The 4603-nt window shown below is 50.7% G+C and carries 4 protein-coding genes and 1 pseudogene; 4 read left to right on the forward strand and 1 reads right to left on the reverse strand.

Annotated features, from left to right (window positions below; all coding sequences use genetic code 11):
• Window positions 1-482: pseudogene (locus BLT16_RS20880) on the forward strand (hypothetical protein); the annotation flags it as partial.
• Between the two features lie 404 nt (window positions 483-886).
• Entirely contained in the window at window positions 887-1624 is a 738-nt protein-coding gene (locus BLT16_RS20390) for a sulfite exporter TauE/SafE family protein (protein WP_089660771.1), read from the forward strand.
• A 609-nt stretch (window positions 1625-2233) separates the two neighbouring features.
• Here BLT16_RS20390 and BLT16_RS20395 read toward each other — a convergent pair.
• Window positions 2234-3253, reverse strand: coding sequence for an IS30 family transposase (locus BLT16_RS20395; protein ID WP_089660772.1), 1020 nt, complete (start codon window positions 3251-3253; stop codon window positions 2234-2236).
• A gap of 161 nt (window positions 3254-3414) precedes the next feature.
• Between BLT16_RS20395 and BLT16_RS20770 the strand changes: the two genes are divergently transcribed.
• Entirely contained in the window at window positions 3415-3849 is a 435-nt protein-coding gene (locus BLT16_RS20770) for a hypothetical protein (RefSeq protein WP_143025112.1), read from the forward strand.
• A 504-nt stretch (window positions 3850-4353) separates the two neighbouring features.
• On the forward strand, window positions 4354-4603 hold a 250-nt coding region (locus BLT16_RS20400; RefSeq protein WP_143025113.1), incomplete at its 3' end, for a transposase.

The following is a 4603-nucleotide window of genomic DNA, read 5'->3' on the forward strand; positions in this document are numbered from 1 at the left end:
CCACCCTTATCGTTTATCGTTTAACCGATAAGCGTATCGAGGTGTTTTCGTGGAAGCCGCAGATTGATTCCGTCAAGCCCGTCATGAAGTGGACGGCGATTGTATCTGGCATTGCAGTGATCATTGCTTCGATCATCAATCCGAGTTTTATTATTGCCGGCATCGGCCCGATAGGGATTGGTGTCATGGCTGCGCTGATGGGAACGTCGAAAAATTACCAGTCGTTGGTTAGAGATGATCAGTACCATGAGATTGACTGGCTGCATGCTGAAGATATCGTTGTCTGGAGAAGGCGGCGCCTCATAGGGTTACGTTTCACATGGCATAACGAAGACGGTACACATTATTCTGTCTATTCTAAAGTGTATTGTAGAGATTATAATTTTGATGAGGTGCTGGACTTTATACGTCAGCAGCTGCCTGATGCACCGTATCGAGAGGCTAAACTTCGAGTCCACTCGCACTTTGCGACTTTGTCTTAAGGGCGTGCACACTAGGCCTTGCTGAGCCTGGGCACAGCCTGTTCTGGCCCAGGTCTGGCTGCACGCGGTAATTGGGTACCTGCGAATAGTTTTGCTGAGCAGCCGAGTGAGATATCACTCCATGAATCAGCGGCCTATAGTGAAGATGATGCATTAAGAGTTTGGCAAGCGTGGCTTCCCTCGTCAGAGCACTCCAGTGGTCAGTCATTTGAATCAAAGGTTTCATATATAGATACTTCACTGGCTCCCCCGGGAGAGTCAAGAAGCTTGTTTTTCTTTGAAAAGGAGGATCCAGACAGAGGCAGGCGTATTATAGATGCAAAAGTTGCTAGAGACAGTTGGGGCTCTGGTCTTATATTTACAGTTCCGTTGTCATTGTCTCAGGTGTAAAGGAGCCCAGTACGATGTGGTTTATACAGCCAAGAGAAGACTATAAAGCATCAGTGCCATGGAAGAGTGTGGATGATGATGTTGTTGCTAGTTGGCAGATAAGGGCAAGAAATTATAGCGTTAAATCTGCTAATGTTATGCTTGCTTTTGTCTTTTTCTTGGCCTTGCTTGCAGGGTGGGTGGCATTTCTTTTTGGCGGAAACAACACTCTCTTATCTATTTTTCTCGGGGGGGGGATGCTTTTCTTTACTATCTTGATTGGGATGAGCATGACCCATCAGACGGCAATCCTAGTTTATCGCTTCACAGAGAGTCGAGGAGAGGTGTTTTCATGGAATCCACAAGCTGATGCCGTGAAGCCGCTTATGAAGTGGACAGCCATTGGTAGTGCGGCGATAGTCGTAGTGCTTATCCTTATTGATCCCGCTTTTATTATTGCTTCTATTGGCCCGGTAGGGTTGGGTATTGCTGCGCTGGCTATGGGTAACTCGGAAAAGCAATATAATTTATGGCGCCAAGAAAAGCACCATGAATTTGAATGGCGCAAGACGGAGAAAATCCGTGTCTGGCGGAAGCGTAATATCATTGCACTGACGTATCCCTATAAGCCATTCAAAAGAAACTCACGCTATCGGCCGCGTACTGAATACCTTTTTTGCCACAAGCATGAGCTGGAGGAGCGTATTGTCTTTTTCAAGGAGCACCTTCCCGATGCTAAATATGAAGAGGGTCCCGTTACGATTTACTCCTAAGTTAAACTGATAATAGAAAGCTATGGCTTGAGAATAGTTTTCTCCTGGCACCCGCTATGATGAGGACACGCCTTTTGCGCTGAATATCCGTTACGATGAAGCGGTATATCATGATCGCAACGGCGAGCTGAGCTTTACCTTTTACAAGCAGAAGGCTAGCGACGGCGGGCATGAGGTGGAAATCAACGATGAGTATCGCTACCTGAGCTCGTCCTCAACCGTTACGTTAACAGTACCTGCGAACCCTGAATCATAAGAGAGAGTGTCGAACATGTGGTTTATGCAACCTAAACAGGACCATATCTCTCAGATACCATGGACACATGCGGATGAGCCTGCCGTCATGAGCTGGCAGGTTAGAGCGCGCAATTATAATATTTTTTTAGCTAATATTTTGTTTTGTGTCTTCTTTGTGATTTGTTTGGTTTCAGCCTATTTGTCTTCATTTGTAGGGGGGGCTTGCTATCCAGGGCTCTGGTTGGAGGAGGTATGTTTGTTTTTCTAATATCGGTTGCTATGAGCATGACCCACCAGACCGCTATTCTTGTCTACCGCTTTACAGATCAATATGCAGAGGAGTGTTGGCGGTCTCAAGTTCCAAGCGCAACGCTATTGAATGGTGTTCGGATCGGCGACCGATTTCTTGAGTACCTCGGCGTAGACCTCCAACGGCGTTCGCCAGTCCAGTGTCTTGCGCGGCCGTGTATTCAGTGAGTCGGCGATCTCGTCGAGCTCTTCTTGGCTGTAGACCGATAGATCCGTGCCCTTCGACAGGTACTGTCGCAATAGCCCGTTGGTGTTTTCATTCGATCCACGCTGCCACGGGCTATGAGGGTCAGCAAAGTAGATGGCGGTGCCGGTCTTCTGCGTGATCTCGGCATGCTTCATCATTTCCCTGCCTTGGTCGTACGTCATGGACAGACGCAGTGACCTGGGTACCTGATTGAGCTTGTCACTGAAGCCGACGGCGGCCGCCGTGGCTGTGGTGCCATCGACTTTCGCCAGTATCACCAAGCGCGTCGTTCGCTCCACCAGCGTGCCGACGGCAGAGCGATTGTTGGCGCCAATGATGAGGTCGCCTTCCCAGTGACCTGGCATCAGCCGATCTTCGATCTCTGGAGGCCGTAGGTGGATGCTGACCAGATCTGGGATCTGCTGCCGCCGATCCGTGCCACGGCTGCGAGGGCGTCGCTTACCTTTGCCTTGCCGCAGGCAAGCGATCAGCTCCTTCTTGAGCGAGCCGCGAGGCATGACGTAGAGCGCATTATAGATCGCTTCGCGTGAGACCCGGTGGTCAGTATCATCAGGGAACATAGCTTTCAGTGTGCTGGCTATCTGCTGCGGTGACCAGTACTTGCGCAGCAGATGGGCCACCAATTCGAACAGCTCACCCTCGAGATGCAGCTTGGATCGACGGCGAGGTCGGTGGCGTGCCAGTCTGGCTCGATACCCGGCGAGACTGGCGTCATAGGGCTTGTCAGGCCTGACTGTGTGGCGTGCCAGCTCCCGTGAGATGGTGCTGGGAGCACGTCCCAGTTGCCGCGCGATGGTTCGAATCGAATGATGAGCCTTCATCAGCATGATGGCGGCTCTGTCTTCAGCAGTGAGGTGGCGATAGCAATGAGTCATGGCAATACCATACCGAATGGGTCAGGTGTTGCACTTGGTCATTGAGACCGCCAAGTTCTAAAGCACCGACTTTCACTACTTTAACCTTGGCTATTCCCTTGGCACGACGCTGTGGGAGTAGCGCTGGTGTTACAGTGTTTTCTAACTATATGGTTCGTTATATGGCTATATTTGCTATTTTTATTGTGGTCGTTTTTTTGGTTGGTATGATTATGGAGCTTGCTAGGGTGGAGTGGGGAGTTCCGATAACTATAGTTGATTTTGTTTTTTGTACGGCATCTGCGGCAATGTGCTTTTTCATCTTAAAAGGCCTGTTCCGGAAGAGGCATACAATATCTTTTTCCACGAAGAGGGAAATGAGTAAGCTATTGAGAAGTTTCTTTGTCTTCTCGGCTATGGCTATTCCGTTTGGTGCTTGGAGTGTTTGGAATGTATGGGCAGGTACAGTGGGGGCTTTCGATTATTTTTCTGGAGTAAGAGGGGCAATTCATGGTTATACTATTATTTCACTAGGTTTTTTATTTATGATCATGTGGGTGCGTGTTTTGTTTACAATAATTAGTGGTCTGGCCGCCAATAAAAGGAATGACGATTAGCTTCAAGGTGACGACTTTTTGCAGCTTTCCGTGTTCAAGTCGGTACCTGAGAGCGTTCACACCAGAACGCTAGAGTGATTACCTTTGGCTTGTTTCCGCCATCGTGGCATGGCAGATCGCTCAGGCGGGACCCAGCGGCTGTGGATGGGCGCGCAATAGCCACGAGGCGGCGGCGACGCCGGCCAGGCCGAAGATTGCGCCGGGTAGGGCGCGAGGGTCCGGCTGACGATGATTTCACCCAGGAGCGCCGCGCCGCTACCGAGAATGGTCGGGTTGCCGGTAGCCGAGATCACGTCGCGCCTAACTGGTCGAGGGCGGCCAGGATGTGAACCATAAGGGTGGCATGAGGTAGTGCACGGCTGTGGCCTTGATGCCGATGGCTTGGAGCGCATGATCTCCCCCCGACTGTTATCATCCTGTTTTCTTCGACGTTGTGGCTGTAGAAAAAGCCCACAGCCCACGCCGTTTTGGTAGGATCGGGAAAACAGCCTAGGAGTGGTCAGCATGCCCCGCTTCAAGCCCTACAACCATGATCAGAACGCCATGGTGGTGATCAACTACCAGGACCAGCTGCAGCCCGGCACCTTTGAGCACGCCGTGCACTATCTGATCGAACACAAGCTGGACCTGTCGGTTTTCCATCCCCAATACCGCAACCACGATACGGGTCGGCTTGCCTATGCCCCCGCCATCCTGCTGAAAATCATCTTGTTCGCCTACTCCAAGGGGATCACCTCCAGCCGCGAGATGCAAT

The organism is Franzmannia pantelleriensis (assembly GCF_900102875.1).
Taxonomy (GTDB): Bacteria; Pseudomonadota; Gammaproteobacteria; order Pseudomonadales; family Halomonadaceae; genus Franzmannia; species Franzmannia pantelleriensis.

Excerpts from the sequence above, each read along its gene's own strand:
- BLT16_RS20395 (WP_089660772.1), bottom strand. The coding sequence starts at position 3,253 with ATGACTCATTGCTATCGCCACCTCACTGCTGAAGACAGAGCCGCCATC.
- BLT16_RS20770 (WP_143025112.1), top strand. The coding sequence starts at position 3,415 with ATGGCTATATTTGCTATTTTTATTGTGGTCGTTTTTTTGGTTGGTATG.
- BLT16_RS20390 (WP_089660771.1), top strand. The coding sequence starts at position 887 with ATGTGGTTTATACAGCCAAGAGAAGACTATAAAGCATCAGTGCCATGG.